This is a genomic window from Thaumasiovibrio clandestinus, assembly GCF_047250365.1.
Classification (GTDB): Bacteria; Pseudomonadota; Gammaproteobacteria; order Enterobacterales; family Vibrionaceae; genus Thaumasiovibrio.
In genome coordinates, this window is sequence record NZ_JBLBVL010000001.1 from 551,642 (window position 1) to 575,902 (window position 24,261).

The following is a 24,261-nucleotide window of genomic DNA, read 5'->3' on the forward strand; positions in this document are numbered from 1 at the left end:
GTAGCCAAATTATCACTGGCTACTGAGTTACTCTGCAAGGTTAAATCCGCTCAATCAAAGCGAGTGCATTAAGAATTTGCTTTGAGGTGCGGTTATCTTTAAACAGCAAAATGGCCTTGGCAACAAAACGAAACCGATTCAACAGTCGAGCAATACGTTTTAGCTCTTGCCACGCACTATCCCCTACTCGTTGGTGCCATAGCGCCAAGCCACGCAATTTATCTTCCTCCGTAACTTGCGGTAGGCGGCAAAAATCCATCAGCAATAAAAACATATCTCTTGCCATCATCTGCGGTGATGGTGCAGGCATTGACTCTTCAAAGTCAATCAGCGCGACACTACCATCGCTTTGCAATAAAATATCGCGCATAGCGGGGCGGCCATGCACGATTTCAATCTGATGCAAACTGGCAAACAACTCAAACACTTTATCACTCAGATCTAACGGCAATTGCTCAGGCTCAACACTGTTTAGTGTTCTGCCTGAATCCAGAGTAACGTAGTATTGGGCTGTCTTAGCCACCAGCGCAGGCACGGGCACCCCTTGCTCTGCTAAACGCGACATTATGCTGACTTCTTCTTCAAAACGCTGTTGAGCACTCTTCGTTGCATTCGTACGCAGGAATCGCATCATGTTGAATTGGGATAAATACGCCGACAGCATCCTCGTCAGCGTTTTTTTATCTTCACCACAAACCTTTACCCAATATTTCTGGTTATCCACACTAATCGGATATACGCCAGCTGGTTTTGTCTTCGCCAACTCTAAACTGAGGCTATGAAGCTGCTCTAGATTCATTAAATCTTCATCTCTATTTCATTAACTCTGCAAGATTAGATGGGTCACTCTAGGAACACAACACTCAAGCCTCGATAACGTGGTTCAACAGAGCAAAAAAGCAGCGCAACAATGAAAAATTGCCCAATAAACTGAACAGAAAATAAAAATGACCGTGACGTCATGATATCGGCTTGGCACAATAGGCTGAACTTCATCTGCAACAGAGAAATTACTGATGTTTAAACGTAGAGGGCTAGCCCAATTTACGACTGCACTACTATTCTCACTGTTCTCTGTCTCAATCAGTGCTGCCCCTTTGGTATGGACGGCTAGTCAGGGTCAATCCCATTACACGTTAATTGGCTCTGTCCATATGGGGGATAGTGGCATGTCATCATTCGAAGATATGCTGTCACACTATGTTAAAGAGGCTGACGGCGTGATTGTTGAAGCTAACATACTGCAACCTGCGTCTCCCCTATCAGCAACAGCGATAGCTACAACCACTCGCGATAATTTAACCACACAACAACAGGCAACGCTGCGCAGCATCGCCAACCAGCTCAAACTGCCCTTTCGCCACCTGATGAACGCACCACCTTGGTTAACAGCACTGCAATTACAACTTCACCAAGCTCAACAAGCTGGGCTACGTCCCGAGTGGGGTATCGATATACAAGTGTTGCAAAGCGCTCACGCGCAAGCGGTTCCAATAATCGAATTGGAAGGTATCGAGCAGCAAATGGCACTCCTCAGCCAACTGCCAGAGAATGGCTTACCATTATTGCTCCACACACTCGAGGAGTGGCAACCAATGCAAGAAATGGTACGTTGCATGAGCGATGCATGGCAAGCAGGCGACCTGGCCGCTTTTGAGAGACTGCTTGATGACAGCCGTATCGATAATGACACCGACAACGCGCTTATCTATCAACGAAATCGGCATTGGAGTGAGCAGTTGAAGGGACATATTGCACCGGGTCATTATCTGGTCGTGGTCGGTATGTTGCACATGGTAGGGCCACAAGGCTTACCATCACTACTTAAGCAGCACGGATTTACCGTTGAGCAGGCAAGTCAATCACAATCTAGCCATTGCTATCAATAGATGCCAATAGAGAATAGTATGCACCCAGTCACATACCAGCAAGCACACCAATGCTAAGCTATACATTCATGCTCGGCATTTTACCTCTCTGAAGCTTAACACTGCCGTGACATACATTTGCTTTTTCAAGGGTACCATTCTGTTATCAGTCTTGAGGGAGAGTCACGATGAATGAACAAGAGTTTGATCGTCTAAAAGCGCAATTAACGGTGATGACCAAATCACAACGAAAAACGTTATTACAAGCACTCAATAAATTTGAAGACAGCTCAGAATCATCGCTTTATACACAGCAAAACGTGTTATCTGATGCCGAGCTCAGCCTGATTAGTGAGCTGTTTAGCGCTGACGAGCAATCTTATTAGTCGCCAACGCTAACGACAGACAGCCCGTGCTCGGCTAATAAAACGACCGCCCCCCTTGTGCCATCTCTAACAGCAAGGTACACGGTGTGAAGCGTTTGCCGTACTGGCGCTCGTGCGTCTCTAACTGCTCAACCACCTGAACTATCCCCAAACGATCCATATACCGGAAAGGCCCGCCAAGAAAAGGAGGGAAACCAATTCCAAAAATTGCACCAATATCCCCATCGCGCGCAGATGCGATCACGCCCTCATCCAAACATCTTGCCGCCTCATTCAACATCATCAATACACAACGAAACGCCACCGCTGGTGCATCGATTTTTTGTTGCTCTTTGATGGACAGTAGAGAATAAACCACTTTATCAAGTTGCTTCTTCCGCCCTTTATACCGGTAGAAGCCTTGTCCGGATTTACGCCCTTTACGATCTGCACCTAACAGTTGTTCAAACAGGGCTGGCGCATGAAAACGCTCCCCAAATTCATTCGCCAATATAGGGCTAATTTTCGCACCAACATCTATACCCACCTCATCGAGCAAAGAGAATGGACCTAAAGGGAAGCCATAGTCTAACAGTGCGTTATCGATCGCGGCGATACCTCCTCCCTCTAATAACGCATACCCGGCCTCATTCATATAAGGCGTTAAAATACGATTCACATAAAAACCCGCCCTATCCTTGACCACGATTGCCGTTTTTCCTTGCTGGCGTGCTAATGCTTGTATTGCGTGTACCGTTTCTATCGAGGTAGTCGCATGCGGAATGATCTCAACTAACGGCATTTTTTCAACCGGACTAAAGTAGTGTAAACCGATCACATTTTCCGGCCGCGCTGCATAGGCTGCAATCCTCGCGATGGGTAGCGAGGAGGTATTAGAAGCAAAAATTGTTTCCTCTTTACAGTATGCTTCAATGTCTGCCACCATCTGCTGCTTAAGAGACAGATCCTCAAAAACCGCTTCAATCACCACCTCACTATTGGCAAAGCCACAATAATGCGTACTACCACTTAACAGCGACTGCTTTTTCTGTCTCTCCGCCTTACTGATTTGTCGGCGACGACATTGCTTGCTCAACAATCGATGGTTATAAGCGAGAGCATGGCAAATACCCTGCTCTGAAACATCTTTAATGCGCACAGGAATGCCTGCTTTAACCGCCGTCACATAACTAATTCCCCCTCCCATTAAGCCACCACCAAGCACCGCCACTTGTTTCGGCGGTTCTGCCGGGGTATCAGATGCACCATGCTTCTTTAACTCTGTTGTCGCAAAAAATATAGATCGCAGTGCTTTTGACTCTTCACTCATAACTAAGCGACCAAAGTGCCTCGCCTCTGCGGCAAGCCCCGCTTTATAACCTTGTTGCAAGCCTATTTTCATTACTTTAAGAATGGCGTCCGGAGCAGGATAGTTGCCGCGCGTTTTTGCTAACAACTTGCTTTTCGCTTGTGCAAAAAGCAAGCTTCTCCCTACTGGGTTTTTACTGGCAGCCCAGTCCAACGCAGAACCTTTACGTGTCGGTTTTGCTTGCAACGCCATTTCTGCTGCGACAGCTAACAATATCGATTTAGGCACACAGTCATCAACTAACCCAGTTTTATACGCTTGGGCGGCCCGAAGTGACTTACCCGATAAAATCATATCTAGCGCGTTAACCATACCAACGAGGCTGGGTAATCGCTGTGTCCCTCCCGAGCCAGGCAATAGGCCAAGCTGAACCTCTGGCAACCCTAAGCGCGTTTTCGCATCATCGCTACAGATGCGGCTATGACACGCCATCGCCAACTCCAACCCTCCCCCTAAGCAAGGGCCATGGATCGCTGCAACAACATGAAAAGGCAAACTGGCAATCCGATCAAATACGGTTTGCCCTGTCTTGACTATCGTTTGAGCCTCTTCCTCACTGGTACACTTATCCAACATCCGAATATCGGCACCAGCAACAAAGTTATCTTCTTTGCCTGAATACAACACGGCCCCTTTAACCTTTTCACGACTTAAACGGTCTAGTAGCGTGGCAATCTGTGGCGCGAATGTATCTTGTAACGTATTCATTTTCTCGCCCGGCACATCCATCTTGATCCAAGCGATAGCCTGTTCATCTATCGTTAATTCAAATACAGACACACTCATCATTCCACCTCCAACACCATTGCCGCACCTATACCGCCGGCTGCACAGGCCGTATTCAATGCTAACCCACCCCCGCGACGCTTCAACTCGTTTAACGTTTGTATGATCATTCTTGCTCCCGTCGCCGCGAAGGGGTGCCCATAAGCAATAGACCCACCCAACACGTTAAAGCGATCCATATCTATCTCACCGATTGCACTACTGCGCCCCAATTTCTCACGAGCAAATTGAGCCGAACCAAACATGCTTATATTCGCTAACGTCTGGGCTGCAAACGCTTCATGCATATCAACCAAGGTTAAATCCCGTAAAGTTAATCCTGCCCTATCAAGCGCCAACGGCGTCGCATATGATGGGCCCATTAACATATCTTGCTTCACATCAATCGCGGTAAATGCATAACTGCGTAAATAACCCAGTGGGCGATATCCCAATGCTTTCGCTTTGTCTTCTCGCATTAATAAAATGGCTGCTGCGCCATCCGTTAGAGGCGTCGCATTGGCGGCTGTCACCGAGCCATGGTGACGATCAAAGGCAGGTTTGAGCTTGGTGTAACTCGCCAGATCAGAATTAGCACGCACGTTATTATCTTGCGTTATCGCAGATTTATATGGCTCCACAAATGCGGTCATGACCTCTTGATTCAAAAGGTCACTTTCCCATGCGTGCGCAGCTAATACATGAGAGCGGTGTGCCAGTGCATCTTGATCACTGCGGCTAATATGGTGGCTTTTGGCCATCTGCTCAGCCGTTTGTCCCATGCTCAGTCCGGTTGAATATTCAGCGATGGCGGGGGGGACAGGTATAATGTCTTTAGGTCGGAGTGCACTCAGAAGTTGTATTTTTTTGGCAATGGTTTTCGCTTTGGATAACTTTAGCAATGTCGTCGCCATCTGTTGCGAGACGCCAATAGGCAGCACCGATGTTGAATCAGCGCCACCTGCAATGCCACAGCTAATGTTGCCTAGCAAAATACTTTCCGCAACATTTGCGACGGTCTGAAAGCTCGTGGCGCAAGCACGGGTAACGCTATAGGCATCAGTCCTGACATTCATCGAGGTACCTAAAACAATTTCGCGAGCAATATTTGGTGCCGCTGGCATCTGAATCACTTGTCCAAACACCACTTGTTCGATCCACTCAGGCAAAACCGCATGACGAATCAACAGTTCGTTGACCACCATTTTGCCCAAATCAACGGCAGGTATACCATCATACGCTGTGGCTTGGCGAGCAAACGGGGTACGCAGTCCAGCGACAATCGCGACTCTTTCGCCTCGATAGGTAAGTTGTTGTGGGCCATGATTCATTTCGTCTCCTTACTGGCACTTTAGAGGTCAGACCTCTAAAATAATTAACCAAAAAGAAACATAAATCAAACAATTGCCAAAAAAAGGGGTGAGGCTGTGAAAGATCGCAATAAAAAAAACCACGCCAGATAGCGTGGTCTAAAATTACGTGGAAAGCAATCTACGTAGAATCAATCAACGTAAAGCCAATTGCAAATCAGGTTGCCCTGATAGGAGAAAGTAAAGTCAGCCTTCAAAAGGAAGTTGTCATCTTGCTCAACAAACCATGAGTGAATACCACGATGATTACAAAAGCAATCGCCGAAGTGGACACTTACAGTTAGATGACAGTGATTACTATATCTCGGCTAACAATACATATTTTGAACCAGATCAATTTTACTTTGATTAATTGCTCTCCAACACTCAAAAGTAATGCGCTACGTGACCAACAATAGGCCAGCTCATGGGAATAACTCAATTTGGAAATAAATCCATCAAAAGTCCGGTCAAAGAAAGTATGAATAAGCAAAAACGCTATGAGGCCCTCGTTAGGGCATGGCACCGAGACCTATACCGATACGCTTACTGGCTCTGCAAAGATCAACATATTGCTGAAGACCTTGTGCAGGAAACCTGCTTGCGAGCGTGGCGCTCTCTCGATAGCCTACAAGATGATGCGGCTGCAAAGTCATGGTTGATCACGATATTACGCCGTGAAAATGCTCGACGATTTGAACGCAAACAACTTGATTTGGTAGATATTGATGATCATGTGGTGGCTGATAACTCTGCAAACAGCGAAGACCACGCTGAACACACGCAGCTGCAACGCATGATAATGGATCTCTCTCCCGAATACCGAGAGCCTCTCGTTTTGCAGGTCATGGCCGGATTTAGTGGTGACGAAATCGCTAGTATCCTTGGGTTAAACCGTAACACCGTTATGACGCGCCTATTTAGGGCAAGAAATCAGTTGAAAGAAATACTTGAAAAGCAAAAATCATCAGGGGGATACCACAATGGACGAGCTTGAATTCCGACGCCGATTGCTGGCGGACCCAGGCAATATTGACGACGAGCTGGCCGTTGCCATGCAAGCACCGAATAACAAGGTCTTGGCTGAAGAGCTTCAAGCATTGGATAAGCAATTAAATAAAGCATTACATGATATTCAGGTGCCCGACGGTCTGGTTGATCGCATTTTGTTTCATCAGTCTGGGCATGCAGAAAAGAAATCACCAAAGCAACGCCAACATTTCGCTTTGGCCGCTTCTGTTGCCTTTGCCTTCGGTTTAATGCTTGGACAATTTAATTGGGGAAGTGCCATCTCCCCGGTTCAAGCAACATCGCTAGAGCAAGTTGCTCTGACACATATGTTAGAAGAGCAGTCGTTTATATCCAACATTGATGAAAATGTGACGCTAACACAAGTCAATGCAAAGCTCGCCCCTTTTGATAGTCAATTTAGTGCCATTGATGATCATATCAGCTATGTTAACCATTGTGGTTTTGGTGATACCGCAGCAATGCATATGATCATGCAAACCGAATACGGAGAAGTCACTGTTTTTTTGGTTCCCCAACCAAGCCAAAATGTCAGCCGGTTTGAAGATGAACAGCATAAAGGCATGCTCGTGCCGCTAGAAAACAATAGCCTGATCGTCATTGGTGATAAAAAACTGTCCATCTCACCCATTGTAACTAAAATTAAAAACAACTTATTGCAACAGATATAGCCCCTTTAGTTCCATCGAACAGTAACAATTAACACGCGCCTAGCTGCGACCGCCCTCATCGCAGCTAGGTGCGACGAGGGAGCCTTCACAACTACACAACAAAAAGCCCTTCTATGTCATGGTTCTGAAACTTTTTTGACAAATTAGTTACTGGTCAGATTTGCTCTCAACACTCACATTCCTACAATCTGTTCGTGACTGAAAAGTGACTAAAAACATTATTATAAGGAAATAAAATGAACAAGAAGCGTCTGTTTAATCTCTCACTGCTTGCACTGTCAGTGGGTACCATCATGACTCAGCCCGTTATGGCTGCTGGGTTTCAATTAAATGCTCAATCTGCGACAGGGCTAGGTCGTGGCTTTGCTGGCGATGCGGTCATCGCTGACAATGCCTCTGCAATGGCACGAAATGCCGCGGCGATGAGCCTGTTTGACTCCAAAGCACTGTCACTCGGTTTTGTTGTTCTTGATACAGATGTTAGTGTTAAAGATGCAACTTACACAAGCCCAATTAAGCAGCAGTCAACACTAGGTGATCAAGATATTGGTGGTGTCTCGGTGGCACCTAACCTCTATTTTATTGCACCGATTAACGATCAATTTACTGCTGGGGTATCACTCTACTCCAATTTCGGCACCAAAACCGAATTCTCCGATGACTACGCTGCCTCTGAATTTGGCGGCTTAACCGATGTGAAAAGCTTCAATTTAGGTCTTAGCCTTGCCTATCGCCTCGATGAGCAATGGAGTCTTGGTGGGGGGGTAGATCTGATATATGGTTCAGGAAAACTACAGCGTAGTGGTGAAGTATTCGTTCCTGGTGTGGGGTCAATTGGTGAGCAACAACTACTCGATGTTGATGCCGACGGCACCGCATTTGGCTTTAACCTTGGTGCCGTTTATGAGCACAATGCTGATAACCGTTTTGGGCTCTCTTACCGTTACAGCCCAACACTGAAAGCCGAAGGTAAAGTTCAAAAGTTTGGCGCTACTGGCGTAACTGAGTACAATTCACTGGAAATGCCACTGCCTGATATGGCGGAGTTCTCAGGCTTCCACAAAGTAGCCGACAAGGTGGCCGTTCACTACTCTGTACAGTGGATTGGCTGGAGTGCCTTCGATAAGTTGGAGACCACGTCTGGGGAACTCATAAACAAATATGAGTGGCAAGATGGCTGGCACTATGCGATTGGTGGAACCTATTACCTCAACGAGAGCTGGACATTGCGTGCAGGCTATCTACATGACACCAGCGCTCAAGACGAGTTAACCTCTATCTCAGTGCCGGACTCAAACCGTAACTGGCTGTCTGGCGGGGTAAGCTATCACTTTAGTGACAAATCAAGCTTCGACTTGGGTGTCACTTATCTGATTGGTAAAGATGTCCAAGTTAGTGAGAGTTCGCCAATCGGCTCTAGCGTTACTGCAACCACTCGAGCTAACGCGTTGCTAATGGGCGCGCAATACAACTATGTTTTTTAAGCAATAGTGTGTTCTAAGCAATAACACCGTATTTATCGATCAAAAAAGCAACCCTCGGGTTGCTTTTTTATTACCTGACTTTTGTTACCTAACATTGGCGTTAAAAGCTTAGTGCTTCTAAAATTCGCCATCTATTTCATCAATAAACTCATCAAGATAGACATCTTCTTCATAAAACGCATCGTCGAGAACACCACCACTTGCGATAAAGTTTTTGTGTTGAATATACGATTCACGCGTAAACAGGTAAGGGTCTTGTGAATTATGTAAGATTGACTCTTGCTGCACCAAGGCGGCACGTGACTCCATTCCTTGGAAAACCCATTTAGCCAACCCTTGCCAAAAATTCATATACGCAGCCATGGGTAAAAAGCCATCGACAATATCACCGGTCGTCTCTCGTATTGTTGACGGCCCATAAGCTGGATACATGATGTACGGGCCATGGTCTACGCCCCAATAGCCCATCGTATCGCCAAATTCGCGATCCCCTGGCGTTGTAATCTCTGCAGCCGATGCGATATCAATAATACCGGCCACACCAAAAACCGTATTTATCCAGAAACGATTAAAGTGCGTGACTGCTGCTTCGCCATCCAATACCAGCATGCTATTGATCATATTAACTGGCTCTTCTAGGTTCGCCAAAAAATTATGAATACCTAAACGCATTGGCGATGGAACATGGTTAACATAAGCGAGCGAGACAGGCCGAACCAGATAAGGGTCTAAGTAATCATAATTAAACGCCCACATCGTACGGTTTACCCCCTCAAAAGGGTCATAAACGGTACTACTGTTCTCTACTGTCTCGGGATTCGATGCACATCCAACCAGCGTCAGTGCGAGTCCAATCGAAAACAATCCCTTTCTCATCCATTCACCACTTAACCAAAGCCATCCTTGTTTAACAATAGGGGAATATTAACGCCCTGATCACATTAAATCCAGCCTAAAATGCCCCCTGTTGCATAATGTCTACCCTAACATTTTCACCCAATGCGACATTGACACGCTCACCACGCCACCCTGATTCCTTAGTACCAAGGTTACCATCAGCATCAATACGAGCGCGAACGATCATCTCTGTCATGTCTTGTAACTGGTTGCTCTCCAACATACTGTCACTGTTACGCAGGTGCACCGTTAACGGGAATGCACTGAGAGGAACTCGCTTCGCTGCTACTGGCATGGGCGACCCATCCACCCTATGAACCGAGACAAATAGCACCCCTTGCGCCGGCAAAGTTGTACGATCCGGGATTGTCACTACCACTGAGAGCAGTACAGGATCGCCGACAATACTTTGCTGTGCTTGAGCGATACTACGCGCCAGCATTTGTGCTCGAGGATCATCACTTGGTAATAAACTCTGCATTCTCGACCACATGGCAATAGCACTGCGATAATCCTGCGCTTCAAATGCATCAAACGCCAACAACGATAACACCTGCAAATTATCTGGATCTTCTTGTATCAACTGGGCTAAAAATTGACGCCCACGTTGCGCATTCACGGCATCACCACTTAGCAACAATGATTGCGCATAACCAAAACGTGTTTCAAACATATCAGGGGCCAATCCCCATGCCTGGCGCATTGCACCGATTGCCATATCCACATCACGGCTCGCCATACCTAAACGACCCAGCAATAGCCATCCCATCGGATCATCAGGCATCTGATGCAATCGAGTGCGTAGGGCTAACGTTAGGTCTGCCAATTCCTGAGTATCCAATGGCGTGCTTTCTTCCTGCATTAAACGTTGCGAGAGTTCAGGTAAGCGCCGCGCTGTTTCTTGCCAACCTAACACTTGCGCCCTTGCACCAACTTGCGTGTACAGGCTATAACTCACGACCAATGCAAACACGAGCACACCGAACACTACCCCCATCAAGCCACGCGTAGATAACGATCGGTTGCGCTTATCCGCAGGAACATCATCTAGCAGTGTGCGCTGTAACTCCTTCGTTAACAGTTTATTGTCCTCGACAAGTCCAGAGTCTGACTCCAACGCCAACTCATTGACTCGCTGATGATAAAGGTCGCGGTTTAATGTATCCCTATCGTAATGAGCACCAGAACGACTTGATGATGCATAAATCGGTATCAAAACACAAAGAGTCACCACCAACACCAACGCCAAGCAGGCTAACCAAAACACCATTGCTAACTCCTATCCTTGTCGTCTTCATCAAGCAACTGTTGCAGTCTCTGCTGCTCTTGTTGCGATAGTTGAGCGCTGTTTTTCTCAGATGGTCGCCGATACAAAAGGAGTCCAATACCAAGCAATACAACGCTTATTGGCGCCCCCCACAAGATCACTGTGCCAGCCGTTAACGGCGGTTGGTAAGTCACGAAATTGCCGTATCGAGCGACCATATAGTCAACAATTTCATCTTCACTTTGCCCTTCATGCAGCATTTCATACACCTTTTGGCGTAAATCTTTGGCTAATTCGGCATTCGAGTCACCGATGCTATTGTTCTGACATTTGGGGCAGCGCAAGGTTTTATTAAGAGAGTGGAAGCTTCGCTCTTGCTCTATCGAATCAAACTCATAAGCATCGATGGCTGCTAGACTAACGCCCATGTTAGCGATCAAGGCACAAAAAGGCAGGTACCACCACTTTGTCATAAAGCCTCCTCTAACAACGATTGATAAAGCGGCCCAAGGGTACTTTGCCAATTGCGCTCATTCACATCCCCGACGTGCCGATAACGTACCGTACCGCTAGCATCAATTAAAAACGTCTCTGGTGCGCCATACACGCCAAGGTCTAACCCCAGCATACCATCGCCATCATACAAGCTAATCAGATAAGGGTTGCCGAGATCTTCCAACCACTGGGTTGCCTTTTTTCTATCGTCTTTATAGTTGAGCCCGATAATTTTTACACCATTAACCGCCAGCTGGTTCAAGTACTGATGCTCGGCATAGCAGGTTGGACACCACGTTGCCCAGACATTGAGTAGCAAGGGTGTACCGATAAAAATATCTTGTTGGTACTCTCGCCCCGGTTGCCCCAAATCTTCTAACCGAAAACTCGGTACAGGCTGGCCTATCAACACCGACTCCAGTCGCGTTGGATTGTTGGGGTCATCAACATTAATCAATAATTGGGCAGCAAAAATACCTGCCAACAACAAAAAGCCAATGAGTGGAATAAACAGTAAACGGGTCTTCATGATGACTCCTTCGCGACCTTCGTCTCCAATGGGCGTTCAACGGTCTGTTTTACTCGATAACGGTAACGCTTATCACTGATCGCAATGGCGCCACCCAGTGCCATTAACAATGCGCCCGCCCATATCCAATTAACAAACGGCTTCAGATAAACCCGTACCGCCCACGCGCCATCATCTAAACGCTCACCTAAGGCAATGTAGATATCTCGAGTCACACCGCTATCAATTGCCGCTTCCGTCATCATTGAGCGTTGCACGGTATAAAAACGCTTCTCCGCTTCTAATGTTGCCACTTTATGACCATCTCGGTAGACATCAAACACCCCCACATAGCCATCATAGTTAGGACCATCATTGTCATTCAATTGGGTAAATTGGACCTCATACTGCACCATCTGCATGGTGTCTCCCGGGGCTAAACGCACGTCCCGCTCTAAGTCATAGTTACTAACCAGCGTAATGCCAACCACAGTAACCGCTAGACCAAGGTGACCAAAGGTCATCGCCCAATGACTACGGGATAATTTACGTATACCGACCGCAAATGTGTGACGATGGGTAGCCCGAAGCCAAACCTCATAGGCGAGTAAAATAACGATCCATGCCGCCATCCAAATACCCACGAGCGCAAGGCCAGTAATATGCTCAAAGAAATAGCTCACCACCGCAATACTAATAACATCGGCAACAATTGCCGTAACGAGCATCGGTTTAAACAAGGTTTTAAGCTGATCTCGCTTCCAGCGCAGCAGTGGACCAATACCAAGGAAAAAGGCAAACGGCAACATCAGCCACGTAAATAAACTATTAAAGAACGGCGCCCCGATTGATACTGAGCCAAGTCCGATCTGTTTGTGTACCAACGGGAGTAAGGTGCCGACAAACACCACGGTTAATGCTGCCATTAGCAATATATTGTTAACCAACAAACCGTTTTCTCGCGATACCAACGCATACTGACCTTGGGAGCGAATTTTATGCCCTTGCAGCGCATACAGCAGCAGTGAGCCACCAATGACCACCAGCAAAAATGCCAGAATAAACATGCCTCGCTCAGGGTCAGACGCAAAGGCATGCACCGACACCAACACGCCAGATCGCACAAGAAAGGTCCCTAAAAGGCTAAGTGAAAACGCCATTAGTGCCAGCAACACAGTCCAGGCTTTAAACGTTCCGCGCTTTTCTGTAACCGCTAAAGAGTGCATCAGTGCCGTTCCCGCTAGCCAAGGCATAAATGAGGCGTTTTCGACAGGATCCCAGAACCACCAACCGCCCCAACCTAACTCGTAATAGGCCCACCATGATCCTAATGCGATCCCCAACGTCAGAAATGACCATGCCGCCAACGTCCAGGGACGCGACCAACGTGCCCACGCAGTATCTAACCTTCCTGTCATCAATGAAGCTAACGCAAACGCAAACGCCACCGAAAAACCGACATAGCCCATATACAACATAGGCGGATGGATAATCAGCCCAGGATCTTGCAAGAGCGGGTTTAGGTCTCGTCCATCAGCAGGGAAATAAGGCAGGGTTCTCTCAAAGGGGTTAGATGTCATTATGATGAACAGCAAAAAGCCGATATTGATCATCCCCATCACAGCAAGCACGCGAGAGACAGAAGGCAATGGCATTGCACGACTAAATAACGCCACGGCAAATGTCCATAACGCCTGTATTAATACCCAGAGCAGTAACGACCCTTCGTGAGCGCCCCAAACCGCAGTGATTCGATAATACCAAGGCAACTTGCTATTTGAGTTGTTGGCAACATATGAAAGCGTAAAGTCATTCACATAAAAGCGATGACACAGAATCACAAAAGCAAGCAATAGCAAAGCAAACAGCACAGCACTTAACGGACGTGCGGTTCTCATCAACCTCACGTTACTAAACTGCGCACCAACCAGAGGCAGAGTACTTAGCAGCAGTGCTGCGCCTAGCGATAGAATCAACGCAAAATGGCCAAATTCAGCGATCATAGCGCTTTTCCTTGTTTTTGAACCTCACTGTATTGCAACGGTTGGTGTGTTTTTTCCATCGCCTCAGCGACCTCAGGCGGCATATATTCTTCATCATGCTTAGCTAATACTTCTGTCGCCACCAACTCCGTAGGGGAGCTCAAAATCCCTTGCGCGACAATACCCTGCCCTTCTCGAAACAGGTCAGGCAAAATACCATCATAGATGACTGTCACGGCTGGCCCTATATCCGCCACATCAAAACGCACTTCTAAAGATTGAGGGTCGCGTTTAACGGTTCCCGCCACCACCATGCCGCCAATGCGAAGCCGTTGCCCCACTTCTGGCATCGTGCCATCTGGCTTACCGTTAACGAGCTCGGTTGGCGTATAGAACAAATCCATGTTTTGACTTAATGCGTATAACACTAACCCCGCCGAGATCCCTAAACCAGAAACAATCGCCAATATCATGACCATTCGCTTCTTTCTTCTTGAATTCATAAGGTATTCTCCATCTGCTTCGCTGCCTTAATACGCGTTTCTCGCTCTTTTTGAGCGCGAATGTCGTCGAGCGCTTTTTTATGTTGCTGGCGACTCACCCACGCCGTTGTTGCTAAAGCAAGCACTGCACCACCTACGCCAAACCAGACGTAAGCGGCGTATCCTCCCATGGCGAAAAATTCAGAAAACGAGTTAAATTGCATGATCATCTCCCCCGACTAACGTTTGCACCCAAGGACGCTTTGACTCGCGTAGCAATATTTGACTACGGAAACGGATCAAAAACACACTGACAAAAAACAAGGCAAAGCCCAATAAGTTAAGTAACAGTGGCCAGAGCATACGGCTATCAATAGAAGGCTTGGCAAACTTGGTAATGGTGGCGCCCTGATGCAGGGTATTCCACCATTCAACAGAGTAGTGAATAATTGGCAAATTAATCACTCCAACAACAGCCAATATTGCCGCTGCTTTCGCTGCGGTTTTCGTGTCATGAAACGCGTTATACAACGCCATCACACCAATATATAAAAACAATAAAATCAGTTCGGAAGTGAGCCGCGCATCCCACACCCACCATGTTCCCCACATGGGCTTGCCCCACACAGCTCCGGTAAACAAAGCAATCGCCGTAAATACCGCCCCAATCGGCGCAATGGCTGCAACAGCATACTCACTAAGCTTTATTTGCCACACTAAACCAATAAAGGCGGCAATGGCCATCGACATATACGCCGCCATTGACCAAATCGCGGCAGGGACGTGAAAATAAATTAACCGGAAACTGTCACCCTGCTGGTAATCGGATGGCGCAAACATTAGCCCCCATACCGATCCTACAATAAGAGAAAGGCATGCCAGCACAGAGAACCAAGGCTGAAGCCGACCCGCTAACACATAACATGTTTCTGATTTCGCATAAGGGTGTAACCATTTCCACATACTCAAATCCTTACTGCATACTGATGCGCAGTGCTGCTGCAATAGCAAATGGCGTCAAGGTGAATGCTGCGACCAAGATCGCGGCCAACATCGCTAACTGCCCCTGATAAGATAATCCCAACCCTGCTGCGTCAATCGCAGCAGTCGCAAAAATAAGTACGGGAATATACAAAGGAAGAATGAGTAGACTTAATAACACCCCCCCTTTTTGCAACCCCACCGTTAAAGCCACCCCAACAGCACCGAGTAAACTTAATGTTGGCGTCCCTAGCGCCAACGTTGTCGCTACCGCTAACCAACTTGCAACATCTAATGATAGTAATAATGCCAACAGAGGGCTGATAATAATGAGAGGAAGGCCAGTTAATATCCAATGTGCCGTTACTTTTGCGAGCACAAGCAGGGGTAACGCTGTGGTTTGCAGCAACATCTGTTCGAGCGTGCCGTCAAGAAAGTCATCCTTGAATAACCGCTCTAGGGATAACAGACAAGAGAGTAAAGCGGCAACCCAAATAATACCGGGGGCAATTCTTGCTAGTAAATTTGGCTCAGGGCCAATCGCGAGCGGAAATAGGGTAATAACGAGAATAAAAAACCATAGCGGATTTAGCACATCAGTCTTGCGTCGAAAGGCGACCTTCAACTCGCGGCGAATAATCAGCAGTACTTCTCTCAATGCTGACCTCCCAATGTGATTCTGCGTAGGCAGGACTGGTCAACAAACATGTCTTGGTGACTGGTAAGAATGACGATGCCTCCCTGCTTGATATGCGATAAAAATAACGCCTCTAAAATCGCGATTCCACGTTTGTCTATCGCCGTTAATGGCTCATCGAGTATCCAAATCTTATGCTGACTCATCCACAAACGGGCTAATGCAATACGACGCTGCTGGCCTGCTGACAAGTTATTGGCAGCAACATCTTCGTAACCACCTAGACCAACTTTATTGATGGCATTGAGCAGTAAGGGCGTATCCACTAACGGATGATGCAACGCTGCATAAAAGCGCAAATTCTCGACCACCGTTAGCTCACGCTTAATGCCTGTTTGGTGGCCAATAAACAACAAATCGCGGTGAAAGGTGTCTCGGCACTCCGTTATCGATGTCCCTTGCCACAAGACTTCTCCCTCATCTTGTTGCAATAAGCCAGTCAAAATACGCAGTAACGAGGTTTTACCTGAACCGTTTGGGCCTTCAACCTGCACCAATTCACCTGGCTCAATCTCAAAAGAGAGGTCAGCAAATAGCACTCTCTGATCCCTTACACAAGCAACACGGCGCGCCGTCAACATGACACTAAAGTTCCTATGTTATCATTATGTTGTCATCTTCATGGTATCACAGCATTGGAATTAATTGTTAGCCATGTGTGATCACAACTTTGAAATAGTATGGCTAATGCGTTAGGGAAAGAGACGCACTGAGAGGGAGATTGCGATACTGTCATACCGCAGGTATAAAAAAACCCCATTGTAAAACAATGGGGTTTCATACTCTTGCTCCGATTAACGGCGCCGGGTCATTTGGCTTTGTAAATTCATCAATAACTCAGCTTCCGCTTTTGGCAATTCACACTCTTCCATTAGTTCATGAAGGTCTGCGCCCAATTCAACCATGCGACTAGCTCTAGAATAGAGCTTGCTGTTTGGATCATGCATGCTTAACTCACCTTGCCTATCCTCTAGAAACTCGAGTTGCTGTCCAACTTTGGCCAGCATATCGCTCATGCCGATAGAGCCAGCACGAAGTTCATGGAACTGCTTAGACAAGCTGTCTTGTTGGCGATGTGCTGCTGTCAGCGCACTTTCCAACTCAGAAACACGCTGCATCATCGCCAAGCGCGTTTGTTTTTCACGGTGTAGCGCCAATAACACTACGATGGTCAATACCAACAAAAGTCCAAGTGGTAGCCACTGGAGCAACAGATTTATCATTACAAATAAGCCATTTCATCCCATTCTTCATCTGAGAGTAGCTTATTCAAATCGACCAAGATTAGCAATTCCCCATCACGATTAGAGACACCTTGAATGTACTTGGCACTCTCTTCTGTCCCCACACTTGGAGTTGAATCAATTTCTGATGTCTTCAGGTAAACCACTTCCGCTACACTGTCGACCAAAATACCGATCACTTGCTTTTCTGCTTCGATAACAACAATTCGGGTATGATCGGTGATTTCACCTTCATTCACACCAAAGCGGGCGCGGGTATCAATAACAGTAACAACATTACCGCGCAGATTGATAATTCCTAGCACATATGAAGGCGCACCTGGCACTGGCGCTATTTCAGTATAACGTAGCACCTCACGCACCTGCATGACATTAATGCCATACGTTTCTTCATCGAGCCTAAAGGTAACCCACTGCAGAACTTGGTCATTTTCAGCTTCATTTTTAACGTCTGCGACAGTTGTAACCTGTGACATGCTAATTCCTCATTCATCCTATTACGCTAGGGCTTTAACATCTAAGCCTGCGTCTAGCATCGCAATTAACGCCTCAACGTGTATTAAAGCGCACATTTTATCTTTAACCATACCCGCCAGCCACGGACGCTTACCAGCGTGCTCGCGCCAGCGAATCATATTCGGTAACACTGTTTGGGTGCCATGCAACTGCTCGCACGCCAATCCCCAACGGCTAGAGCCCAGCATCACGATATAGCCATATTTTTCTTTATAATCAAGACCATTTAGCATATCAGGCATCGCCCAACACGCGGTATCTACGATGTCAAATTGTTGATCTCGAGACAGATATAATCCCAAATACCACGCAGGTTTTGCTGGTAAGGTGTTCAGCGAAGCCATACGATGAATACCACCGAGCTCCGCCAACGGTACGGCAAACATGACGCCACATACCTCGAAGTACAATAATTGAACTTCGTTGGTATAAGAAATATTCTTCCATTGCGATAAAACCGCATTCGTCTGAGTTTCAGGGGGCGGCTTAATCATCGCTTCCCCCATCGCTGTTTGGTTAGCTTCAGTAAGCGTGGTTTGTCCTTGAGTTTCTTGTTCTGCTAACGCTGTAAACTGCGCTTCGAGCTCTTCTTCCGTCGCTCGATCATCAACAAAGTCACCATTTTGTGCAGGCATACGACCGACGTTCTCATCTATTGCCGTCTGACTCAATTGACTCAACAAACGTTCGACATCACCTGTATCAAATTCAGGTTCAGCAAAGCATTCATTCGCCTTAGGCGAAGATGGCTGCGGTAGTGGCTGATAGTGCAACGCATATTCTTCTTGCTCTTCACTCAATGACAGATCAGCATCCGTAAACGGTACTGTTTCAGTTTGCTCAGCGGTCAAAGGCACCTCAAGCGTCGGCAGCTCTGCCGTCGACGGAGTCGCCCAATTATGCGTGACATAGGCACTGGAAGGTAACGTGAACTGCCCAGACACTTCCACGGGTTCAATCGCGACCACAGACTCACTGTCGACAGCATCGTCAAGTAAGTCAGAAAAATAATCTTCTAATGCTTGTTCACTAGAAAGACGGTGCTTAGTGGTCATGCTGATTTAATCGCCTTAAATAGTTGAGCAACGTTTTATAGGCATACACACCTCTGCTGCCTTTGGCGTAATAAGATGGTGGCATGTGCTTCAAACTCGCATCACGAAATTTGGTATCTATCGGAATCGCTGACGCCCAGACATCGTCAGCGTAGCGGGCTTTTAAATTCTGTAGTGTATGTAAGGATGCTTTGGTGCGCTTATCATACATGGTCGGAATAATCGTCACGTTAAACGGCGCTTGGCGGGATTTCTCCATGATCTGCAGCGTTCGCATCATTCGCTCTAAACCTTTCATGGCCAGGAATTCTGTTTGCACAGGAATCAAAATACGATCACTCGAGGCTAGAGCATTGACCATCATCACCCCCAGAATCGGAGGGCAATCAATCAAGACATAATCATAATCCTCTGCTAAAACGCGCAACGCTTTTTTCAGGATTAACCCCATACCACCACGGCTACCCATGACACGGTCTAACGTCGCTAACGACATATGAGCAGGTATTAAATCGATCCCTTCAAACGCTGTTTTCATTACGACAGGCTGCACAGTTAACCGATTAAGCTTGGGTAACTGGAACAGGTCAAACAAACTCGATGGCACCGACTCAGAGTCAATATTGAGGTAAGTGGTTAATGATGCATGCGGATCAGTATCAACCAACAGTACACGCTGGCCACGCTGGCGCAACAAACCAGCTAGCGATATTGTTGTTGTTGTTTTTCCAACGCCACCTTTCTGGTTGGCAATACTCCACACTATCACCGTAGCTCCTTAGGTTATATCCAGCTCGAGAAGAATCCGCTCACTAATTCGTTCTAACGGTAAGCTTTCTGATGATAAACCCGCCTTGGCGACGGCCTGCGGCATGCCATAAACAACGCAACTCTCTTCGTCTTGAGACCAAATCGTTGCACCGCACTCTTTCAACATCCGCGCACCGTCGCGTCCATCAGCGCCCATGCCCGTCAGTATCATTGACAGAACATGCTCACCATAGACTTTTGCTGCAGAACCGAAGGTAACATCAACACAAGGTTTGTAATTCATCCTATCCCCACCATCCAATACACGGAGCCTGGCGGTTGCACCCCGGCCATCCACCATCATCTGCTTACCTCCAGGAGCAAGGTACGCACATCCAGGCCTTAGCACATCACCATTTTCTGCCTCTTTGACAGTGATTTTACACAAGCTATTTAACCGCGCAGCAAAGGCCATGGTGAAGGTTGAGGGCATATGCTGAACCAAAACAATGGGTAATGGGAAATTGGCTGGAAGCTGAGTTAGAATGTTTTGTAACGCGACGGGCCCACCCGTCGATGCACCAATCGCCATTAATCGATATTTCTTTCCGCTAGCTCTAAAACGCAGTGGTGTTGCGGGCAGCTTGGGTTGAGCACGCCCCGTCTGGCGCTCGGTACTACGTGAAGGGAGCGCAGTCGCTCGCGGCACGGGACGGCGCTGACGCATGAAGAATCGCTTACGAGACAACTCAGCAACACGTTGTTGTAACTGCAATACCGCATCATCTCGATTACGTGCAATATCCTCAAACTTCTTCGGTAAGAAATCCAACGCACCAGCTTCCAACGCATCCAGTGTCGCTTTCGCTCCCTCATGAGTGAGCGATGAGAACATCAGTATCGGCGTTGGCATCACTTGCATAATTTCACGAACCGCCGAGATGCCATCCATGACTGGCATCTCAATGTCCATCGTAATTACGTCAGGCTTTAGCTGCTGCGCTTTTTCGACCGCTTCTTTACCGTTAACTGCAATATCAATGACATCCAATCTCGGATCAGCATTAATAATTTCGCTAACTCGGCGGCGAAAAAAGCTCGAATCATCCACCACCAATACTTTTACTGCCATGTAACTACTCTTTTATGACGCTATGCCTTACCTGCATAGCGCTTAAGTAAATTGGGTACATCCAAGATCAACGCAATATGCCCATCACTGGTAATCGTTGCCCCTGCCATGCCCGGTGTGCCTTGTAATAGCGCATCCAGAGGTTTAATCACCACCTCTTCCTGGCCAATTAAAGTATCAACAACAAAGCCAATACGTTGATGACCGATATGGACAATCACCACATGACCTTTACTGCGATCATTTTTCGGCCGGTTGGGTGCAATCAACCAATCCTGCAAATAGAACAACGGAATGGCTTTTTCGCGAACAATGATGGTTTTCTGTCCATCAACCACATTGGTCTTATCCAGATCCAAATTGAAGATTTCACTAACACTGGCCAGAGGCAATGCAAAGGGCTGTTCAGATACCCCTATCATCAACGTCGGCAAAATCGCCAGTGTTAATGGCACTTTAATATCAATGCGCGTACCTTTACCCAACTCAGAATCGATACTGATCGACCCGTTGAGTTGATTAATCGTGGTCTTAACCACGTCCATACCAACACCACGTCCTGATATATCAGAAATGTTCGTTTTGGTCGAAAAACCGGGGGCAAAAATAAGGTCAAATGCATCGCTATCAGATAAGCGAGACGCCGCTTCAGCATCCATTACACCACGTTCAACAGCAATGGCTTTAAGTTTTTCAGCATCCATACCGCCGCCATCATCTGAAATGGTCAGCAAGATATGGTCACCTTCCTGAGAGGCTGATAACAAAACAGTTCCAACACGTGGCTTACCGTTTCTCTCTCTAACTTGGGGTAACTCAATGCCATGATCGACAGAGTTGCGGACAAGGTGGACAAGTGGATCGGCTAACGCTTCGACTAGATTCTTGTCTAAATCGGTATCTTCACCTTTCATTTCCAACACAATGTCTTTACTCAAGCTACGTGCCAAATCACGAACCACTCGAGGAAAACGTCCAAACACCTTTTTGATCGGCTGCATACGCGTTTTCATCACCGCGCCTTGTAAGTCAGCGGTAACGACGTCTAATGTCGCCGTCGCTTTTGACATTTCCTCATCATTCGTATTTAAACCAAGACTGACCAAACGGTTACGTACCAATACCAGCTCACCAACCATATTCATAATGGTATCAAGTGTTGAGGTATCAACGCGGACGGTCGACTCTTTTTGCACCGGTTTATTAACAGCATTACGCTCAGGTTTAGTCTCAGCTTTTGCTACCGGTTTCGCAATTGGCGCCACGGGAGCCACTGTATCCATCACTACGTCAGGAGACACTGCTGGGCGAGTCGCGAACGCTAACTCATCTTCCGATGGACCAGGCGCCTTTCCAGCACCATGTAGTTCATCGAGCAAACGTTCAAATTCATCATCGGTCATCACATCATCACCCGATGGCACTGATGCAGCCGTAGACGCTGTCGTGGGTGTTTCCGATGGCAATGCTGGGGAAGTGAGTGATAAATCAACGCTACCCGCACCCGGCGCCTTCCCTGAACCATGCAGTTCATCTAGCAGGCGCTCAAACTCATCATCGGTAATATCCCCATTTTCTGATTGAATATTATCGATAATCGGGGCAGATGTGGTCACATTCGCACTGCTCGGGCTGCCTCCGGCACCATGTAATTCATCAAGTAAACGTTCAAATTCATCGTCGGTAATATCGTCAACTGAGTCAGCTTCGATAGCCATCGTCGGCTCAGGCGTTATAGCAGGTTGGGGGGCTTGCGCTACCTCCATTTCGTCACAACGCGCATCAAGGCTCGAAGGCGTACTCAAACGATGTAAGTCATCCAATAGAGATTGCTCAGCAGGCTGCAATGGCTCACGAGCTTGCACATGGGTAAACATCTCGTTGACAGTGTCCAATGCCAACAAAATGACATCCATTAAATCTGGCGTCAATTCACGCTTATTCGTCCGCAACAGATCAAAGATATTTTCAGCGCCGTGGCACACATCGACCAGTTCACTCAGTGCTAGGAATCCCGCCCCACCTTTAACCGTATGGAAACCGCGAAAGATAGCATTTAACAGGTCAACATCGTCAGGTGTTCGCTCTAGATCCACCAACTGCTCAGACAGCAGCTCAAGAATTTCGCCGGCTTCGATGAGAAAGTCTTGTAGGATATCTTCGTCTAAATCAAAACTCATTATTTATCCTCTAAAATCCCAAACTAGATAACAGGTCATCGACATCATCTTGTGAAGCCATGACATCTTCACGTACGCTGGCATCAATAACCGGTCCTTCTGGCGTGATATCAGGTTGCCGCGCTTCTAATTGCGGCTTCGGTTCACTGGTATCAATGCCAAATGCCGTTAAGATCTCAATGAGCTTCTCTTCAACCTCCTTCACCAGTTCAATCACGCGTCGAATGATCTGCCCGGTCAAGTCTTGAAAGTCTTGCGCCATTAAGATGTCGGTCAATTGCGAACGTAACGTTCCGCCATCAATTTCTACTTGTTGCAGTAGTGTTTCGATAGTGCGACACAACGATTTGAACTCGTGAAGTTCTATGCGCCCCTGCATCAGACGGTCCCACTCTGGACGCACCTGACCTAAACGATCAACTAACCTATCAGCAATTGGAAAGGTCTCTTCCACTGCATCCATGGTCTTATTTGCTGCGACTTCGGTTTTTTCAATAACAAATGTCAGTCTATCTCTGGCATCAGGGATTTCAGAGGTGGCAAGGTCGTTAATTCTTGGATCAAACTGAAAGTTAACGAGAGAGTCATGAAGTTGACGAGTCAGCTTCCCCACTTCCTCATAAATTGGCTCGCGTGTTTCACTCACTAGTTGCAGCACAAAGGCATCAGCCTCTGCCTGATGCCCTTGCTCTAATAAGCTCACTAATGATCTAGCCTGGTCAAGTGATACCATTCTTATTATTATCCCTAATCTACTGAGCTATTATATTACTGAATTCGTTCGAAAATTTTATCCAGCTTCTCTTTTAATGTTGCTGCAGTAAAAGGTTTTACAATGTAGCCATTCACGCCAGCTTGAGCCGCTTCAATGATCTGCTCGCGTTTTGCTTCTGCGGTGATCATCAAAACAGGCAAGTGCTTTAACTGATCATCAGCACGCATATGTCGCAATAGGTCGATACCTTGCATGCCAGGCATATTCCAATCCGTCACTACAAAGTCAAAATCGCCTTTTTTCAACATCGGAAGGGCTGTCAATCCATCATCCGCCTCTTGCGTATTATTGAAGCCAAGATCGCGTAGCAGGTTCTTTACAATTCGGCGCATTGTTGAAAAGTCATCAACAATGAGGATTTTCATGTTTTTATTCAAAGTTGCCTCCACTGAGGTCCCAG

26 protein-coding genes are annotated in these 24,261 nt (G+C 47.0%); 5 read left to right on the top strand and 21 right to left on the bottom strand.

Annotated features, from left to right (window positions below):
- Positions 1–40: 40 nt before the first annotated feature.
- Positions 41–799, bottom strand: a complete 759-nt coding sequence (locus tag ACKLNH_RS02595) for an RIO1 family regulatory kinase/ATPase domain-containing protein (RefSeq protein ID WP_413110668.1) — start codon at positions 797–799, stop codon at positions 41–43.
- Positions 800–1,016: 217 nt separating this feature from the next.
- Between ACKLNH_RS02595 and ACKLNH_RS02600 the strand changes: the two genes are divergently transcribed.
- Together ACKLNH_RS02600 and ACKLNH_RS02605 are read left to right on the top strand one after the other, a co-directional pair.
- Complete coding sequence (locus ACKLNH_RS02600) at positions 1,017–1,889, top strand: TraB/GumN family protein (protein ID WP_413110669.1); 873 nt, start codon at positions 1,017–1,019, stop codon at positions 1,887–1,889.
- A gap of 167 nt (positions 1,890–2,056) precedes the next feature.
- Positions 2,057–2,254, top strand: coding sequence for a hypothetical protein (locus tag ACKLNH_RS02605; protein ID WP_413110670.1), 198 nt, complete (start codon positions 2,057–2,059; stop codon positions 2,252–2,254).
- Positions 2,255–2,288: 34 nt separating this feature from the next.
- On the opposite strand, the gene fadJ is transcribed toward ACKLNH_RS02605, so the two are convergent.
- Both fadJ and fadI read right to left on the bottom strand, forming a co-directional pair.
- Positions 2,289–4,388: a fatty acid oxidation complex subunit alpha FadJ gene (gene fadJ, locus ACKLNH_RS02610; RefSeq protein WP_413110762.1), complete on the bottom strand. Its 2,100-nt coding sequence runs from the start codon at positions 4,386–4,388 to the stop codon at positions 2,289–2,291.
- Positions 4,388–5,698, bottom strand: a complete 1,311-nt coding sequence (gene fadI / locus ACKLNH_RS02615; protein WP_413110671.1) for an acetyl-CoA C-acyltransferase FadI — start codon at positions 5,696–5,698, stop codon at positions 4,388–4,390. Before fadI ends, fadJ begins: the two co-directional genes overlap by 1 nt.
- Positions 5,699–6,143: 445 nt before the next feature.
- Between fadI and ACKLNH_RS02620 the strand changes: the two genes are divergently transcribed.
- From ACKLNH_RS02620 to ACKLNH_RS02630, 3 genes are all read left to right on the top strand, one after another.
- A complete protein-coding gene (locus ACKLNH_RS02620) occupies positions 6,144–6,713 on the top strand; it encodes a sigma-70 family RNA polymerase sigma factor (protein ID WP_413110672.1) in 570 nt (189 codons plus the stop codon).
- Positions 6,700–7,416, top strand: a complete 717-nt coding sequence (locus tag ACKLNH_RS02625) for a DUF3379 family protein (protein WP_413110673.1) — start codon at positions 6,700–6,702, stop codon at positions 7,414–7,416. The genes ACKLNH_RS02620 and ACKLNH_RS02625 overlap by 14 nt, the downstream gene beginning before the upstream one ends.
- 236 nt (positions 7,417–7,652) lie before the next feature.
- A complete protein-coding gene (locus ACKLNH_RS02630) occupies positions 7,653–8,900 on the top strand; it encodes an outer membrane protein transport protein (protein ID WP_413110674.1) in 1,248 nt (415 codons plus the stop codon).
- Positions 8,901–9,017: 117 nt separating this feature from the next.
- Here ACKLNH_RS02630 and ACKLNH_RS02635 read toward each other — a convergent pair whose 3' ends face one another.
- The 18 genes from ACKLNH_RS02635 to cheY form a co-directional block, all read right to left on the bottom strand.
- Positions 9,018–9,776: an MlaA family lipoprotein gene (locus ACKLNH_RS02635; RefSeq protein ID WP_413110675.1), complete on the bottom strand. Its 759-nt coding sequence runs from the start codon at positions 9,774–9,776 to the stop codon at positions 9,018–9,020.
- 76 nt (positions 9,777–9,852) lie between these two features.
- Positions 9,853–11,067: a c-type cytochrome biogenesis protein CcmI gene (gene ccmI, locus ACKLNH_RS02640; protein WP_413110676.1), complete on the bottom strand. Its 1,215-nt coding sequence runs from the start codon at positions 11,065–11,067 to the stop codon at positions 9,853–9,855.
- A gap of 2 nt (positions 11,068–11,069) precedes the next feature.
- The gene (locus ACKLNH_RS02645) at positions 11,070–11,537 is read right to left on the bottom strand and encodes a cytochrome c-type biogenesis protein (protein ID WP_413110677.1); all 468 of its coding nucleotides are present in this window, start codon (positions 11,535–11,537) and stop codon (positions 11,070–11,072) included.
- A complete protein-coding gene (locus ACKLNH_RS02650; RefSeq protein WP_413110678.1) occupies positions 11,534–12,088 on the bottom strand; it encodes a DsbE family thiol:disulfide interchange protein in 555 nt (184 codons plus the stop codon). The genes ACKLNH_RS02645 and ACKLNH_RS02650 overlap by 4 nt, the downstream gene beginning before the upstream one ends.
- The gene (locus tag ACKLNH_RS02655; RefSeq protein ID WP_413110679.1) at positions 12,085–14,070 is read right to left on the bottom strand and encodes a heme lyase CcmF/NrfE family subunit; all 1,986 of its coding nucleotides are present in this window, start codon (positions 14,068–14,070) and stop codon (positions 12,085–12,087) included. The genes ACKLNH_RS02650 and ACKLNH_RS02655 overlap by 4 nt, the downstream gene beginning before the upstream one ends.
- Positions 14,067–14,552 carry a cytochrome c maturation protein CcmE gene (ccmE, locus tag ACKLNH_RS02660; RefSeq protein WP_413110680.1) on the bottom strand — a complete coding sequence of 162 codons (486 nt, stop codon included), beginning with the start codon at positions 14,550–14,552 and terminating at the stop codon, positions 14,067–14,069. The genes ACKLNH_RS02655 and ccmE overlap by 4 nt, the downstream gene beginning before the upstream one ends.
- Positions 14,549–14,755: a heme exporter protein CcmD gene (gene ccmD / locus ACKLNH_RS02665; RefSeq protein ID WP_413110681.1), complete on the bottom strand. Its 207-nt coding sequence runs from the start codon at positions 14,753–14,755 to the stop codon at positions 14,549–14,551. The genes ccmE and ccmD overlap by 4 nt, the downstream gene beginning before the upstream one ends.
- Positions 14,745–15,494 carry a heme ABC transporter permease gene (locus tag ACKLNH_RS02670; RefSeq protein WP_413110682.1) on the bottom strand — a complete coding sequence of 250 codons (750 nt, stop codon included), beginning with the start codon at positions 15,492–15,494 and terminating at the stop codon, positions 14,745–14,747. The genes ccmD and ACKLNH_RS02670 overlap by 11 nt, the downstream gene beginning before the upstream one ends.
- Positions 15,495–15,504: 10 nt before the next feature.
- Positions 15,505–16,170, bottom strand: coding sequence for a heme exporter protein CcmB (ccmB, locus tag ACKLNH_RS02675; protein WP_413110683.1), 666 nt, complete (start codon positions 16,168–16,170; stop codon positions 15,505–15,507).
- Positions 16,167–16,790, bottom strand: coding sequence for a cytochrome c biogenesis heme-transporting ATPase CcmA (ccmA, locus tag ACKLNH_RS02680; protein ID WP_413110684.1), 624 nt, complete (start codon positions 16,788–16,790; stop codon positions 16,167–16,169). The genes ccmB and ccmA overlap by 4 nt, the downstream gene beginning before the upstream one ends.
- Before the next feature lie 213 nt (positions 16,791–17,003).
- Positions 17,004–17,432, bottom strand: a complete 429-nt coding sequence (locus tag ACKLNH_RS02685; protein ID WP_413110685.1) for a DUF2802 domain-containing protein — start codon at positions 17,430–17,432, stop codon at positions 17,004–17,006.
- Entirely contained in the window at positions 17,432–17,929 is a 498-nt protein-coding gene (locus tag ACKLNH_RS02690; RefSeq protein WP_413110686.1) for a chemotaxis protein CheW, read from the bottom strand. Before ACKLNH_RS02690 ends, ACKLNH_RS02685 begins: the two co-directional genes overlap by 1 nt.
- 21 nt (positions 17,930–17,950) lie before the next feature.
- Positions 17,951–19,024: a chemotaxis protein CheW gene (locus ACKLNH_RS02695; RefSeq protein ID WP_413110687.1), complete on the bottom strand. Its 1,074-nt coding sequence runs from the start codon at positions 19,022–19,024 to the stop codon at positions 17,951–17,953.
- Positions 19,014–19,793 (bottom strand): ParA family protein, encoded by a 780-nt coding sequence (locus ACKLNH_RS02700; protein WP_413110688.1) that lies wholly within the window; start codon positions 19,791–19,793, stop codon positions 19,014–19,016. Before ACKLNH_RS02700 ends, ACKLNH_RS02695 begins: the two co-directional genes overlap by 11 nt.
- Before the next feature lie 9 nt (positions 19,794–19,802).
- Positions 19,803–20,906 carry a protein-glutamate methylesterase/protein-glutamine glutaminase gene (locus tag ACKLNH_RS02705; protein WP_413110689.1) on the bottom strand — a complete coding sequence of 368 codons (1,104 nt, stop codon included), beginning with the start codon at positions 20,904–20,906 and terminating at the stop codon, positions 19,803–19,805.
- Between the two features lie 20 nt (positions 20,907–20,926).
- Positions 20,927–23,086 (bottom strand): chemotaxis protein CheW, encoded by a 2,160-nt coding sequence (locus ACKLNH_RS02710; protein WP_413110690.1) that lies wholly within the window; start codon positions 23,084–23,086, stop codon positions 20,927–20,929.
- A 10-nt stretch (positions 23,087–23,096) separates the two neighbouring features.
- Complete coding sequence (locus tag ACKLNH_RS02715) at positions 23,097–23,819, bottom strand: protein phosphatase CheZ (RefSeq protein WP_413110691.1); 723 nt, start codon at positions 23,817–23,819, stop codon at positions 23,097–23,099.
- Positions 23,820–23,854: 35 nt separating this feature from the next.
- Positions 23,855–24,226, bottom strand: coding sequence for a chemotaxis response regulator CheY (gene cheY / locus ACKLNH_RS02720; RefSeq protein WP_462476583.1), 372 nt, complete (start codon positions 24,224–24,226; stop codon positions 23,855–23,857).
- Between the last annotated feature and the right edge of the window lie 35 nt (positions 24,227–24,261).

Bases quoted from the DNA above. Each gene is read 5' to 3' on its own strand.
- ACKLNH_RS02595 (WP_413110668.1), bottom strand. From the start codon at position 799: ATGAATCTAGAGCAGCTTCATAGCCTCAGTTTAGAGTTGGCGAAGACA.
- ACKLNH_RS02690 (WP_413110686.1), bottom strand. From the start codon at position 17,929: ATGTCACAGGTTACAACTGTCGCAGACGTTAAAAATGAAGCTGAAAAT.
- ccmI (WP_413110676.1), bottom strand. From the start codon at position 11,067: ATGGTGTTTTGGTTAGCCTGCTTGGCGTTGGTGTTGGTGGTGACTCTT.
- ACKLNH_RS02605 (WP_413110670.1), top strand. From the start codon at position 2,057: ATGAATGAACAAGAGTTTGATCGTCTAAAAGCGCAATTAACGGTGATG.
- ACKLNH_RS02705 (WP_413110689.1), bottom strand. From the start codon at position 20,906: ATGGCAGTAAAAGTATTGGTGGTGGATGATTCGAGCTTTTTTCGCCGC.
- fadI (WP_413110671.1), bottom strand. From the start codon at position 5,698: ATGAATCATGGCCCACAACAACTTACCTATCGAGGCGAAAGAGTCGCG.
- ccmE (WP_413110680.1), bottom strand. From the start codon at position 14,552: ATGAATTCAAGAAGAAAGAAGCGAATGGTCATGATATTGGCGATTGTT.
- ACKLNH_RS02650 (WP_413110678.1), bottom strand. From the start codon at position 12,088: ATGAAGACCCGTTTACTGTTTATTCCACTCATTGGCTTTTTGTTGTTG.
- ccmD (WP_413110681.1), bottom strand. From the start codon at position 14,755: ATGCAATTTAACTCGTTTTCTGAATTTTTCGCCATGGGAGGATACGCC.
- ACKLNH_RS02695 (WP_413110687.1), bottom strand. From the start codon at position 19,024: ATGACCACTAAGCACCGTCTTTCTAGTGAACAAGCATTAGAAGATTAT.
- ACKLNH_RS02715 (WP_413110691.1), bottom strand. From the start codon at position 23,819: ATGGTATCACTTGACCAGGCTAGATCATTAGTGAGCTTATTAGAGCAA.
- ACKLNH_RS02625 (WP_413110673.1), top strand. From the start codon at position 6,700: ATGGACGAGCTTGAATTCCGACGCCGATTGCTGGCGGACCCAGGCAAT.
- ACKLNH_RS02670 (WP_413110682.1), bottom strand. From the start codon at position 15,494: ATGTGGAAATGGTTACACCCTTATGCGAAATCAGAAACATGTTATGTG.
- ACKLNH_RS02600 (WP_413110669.1), top strand. From the start codon at position 1,017: ATGTTTAAACGTAGAGGGCTAGCCCAATTTACGACTGCACTACTATTC.
- ACKLNH_RS02710 (WP_413110690.1), bottom strand. From the start codon at position 23,086: ATGAGTTTTGATTTAGACGAAGATATCCTACAAGACTTTCTCATCGAA.
- fadJ (WP_413110762.1), bottom strand. From the start codon at position 4,388: ATGAGTGTGTCTGTATTTGAATTAACGATAGATGAACAGGCTATCGCT.
- ACKLNH_RS02655 (WP_413110679.1), bottom strand. From the start codon at position 14,070: ATGATCGCTGAATTTGGCCATTTTGCGTTGATTCTATCGCTAGGCGCA.
- ACKLNH_RS02630 (WP_413110674.1), top strand. From the start codon at position 7,653: ATGAACAAGAAGCGTCTGTTTAATCTCTCACTGCTTGCACTGTCAGTG.
- ACKLNH_RS02620 (WP_413110672.1), top strand. From the start codon at position 6,144: ATGGGAATAACTCAATTTGGAAATAAATCCATCAAAAGTCCGGTCAAA.
- cheY (WP_462476583.1), bottom strand. From the start codon at position 24,226: ATGAAAATCCTCATTGTTGATGACTTTTCAACAATGCGCCGAATTGTA.
- ACKLNH_RS02645 (WP_413110677.1), bottom strand. From the start codon at position 11,537: ATGACAAAGTGGTGGTACCTGCCTTTTTGTGCCTTGATCGCTAACATG.
- ACKLNH_RS02685 (WP_413110685.1), bottom strand. From the start codon at position 17,432: ATGATAAATCTGTTGCTCCAGTGGCTACCACTTGGACTTTTGTTGGTA.
- ccmA (WP_413110684.1), bottom strand. From the start codon at position 16,790: ATGTTGACGGCGCGCCGTGTTGCTTGTGTAAGGGATCAGAGAGTGCTA.
- ACKLNH_RS02635 (WP_413110675.1), bottom strand. From the start codon at position 9,776: ATGAGAAAGGGATTGTTTTCGATTGGACTCGCACTGACGCTGGTTGGA.